The following is an 800-nucleotide window of genomic DNA, read 5'->3' on the forward strand; positions in this document are numbered from 1 at the left end:
AGGCGCATGCGAGACGCGCGGCTCCGCCTGGGCTACACACAGGCCGATGTCGCTGCCGCCCTGGGCTACACGCAGAGCTGGGTGTCCAAGGCCGAGAAGGGCCGACTCGAACTCGACCGCACCAGCGTCATCAACGCGATCGCCGCCGTACTGCACGTCCATCCCAACGAGCTGATCGAGCGCCCGTACAACCAGACCGCAGCGGCGAACCAGTGGCAGGTCAGCGCGGCGTCGATCATAAGAGAGCTGCGGCGCTACGACCTGACGCCCGTGTTCGACGGCCAGCCGCGGCCAGCCGCGGCGCTGTGGGCCGAGACAGCGAAGCTGCACACGCTGCGGGACAACGCCAAGAACACCAGCATCCTGGCGGTGCTGCCGGACCTGCTGCGCGAGTCGCGGGCCCTGGCCGAGGTGTCGAGCGGCAGGGAGCGCGAGGAGGCGTTCGCTATCTACACCATCTGCTGCAAGTTCGGCCACACCTCGGCACACGCGTTGGGGCATCCCGAGCTGGTGGCGATGACGTGTGAACGCGCCGCGTGGGCGGCCGAACGCAGCGGGGACGAGCTGATGCCCGCGATCGCGCACTGGATGCGGGTGTGGGACATGTGGGCCACGGCCGACTGGCTCGACGCCACGGCGCTGTCGGACAAAGCGCTGCGGGCAATCGAGCCGCTGTATGCCCGTGGGGACCCGGCGGCCGTGCGGGTCTGGGGATCCCTGCACCTGCGGGCCGCTGTGTCGGCGGCGCGCGGCAGCCTCGCCAACGAGGCCCGCCATCGCATCGCCCAAGCCCAGGAGGC

At 70.5% G+C, this 800-nt stretch carries 1 protein-coding gene; it reads left to right on the top strand.

Features of this window, described 5'->3' with window-relative positions:
• Window positions 1-800 (top strand): helix-turn-helix domain-containing protein (locus tag DEH69_RS03720; protein ID WP_147255379.1); only part of this gene is annotated, 800 nt, incomplete at both ends.

The organism is Streptomyces sp. PT12, from assembly GCF_003311645.1.
Lineage (GTDB): Bacteria > Actinomycetota > Actinomycetes > Streptomycetales > Streptomycetaceae > Streptomyces.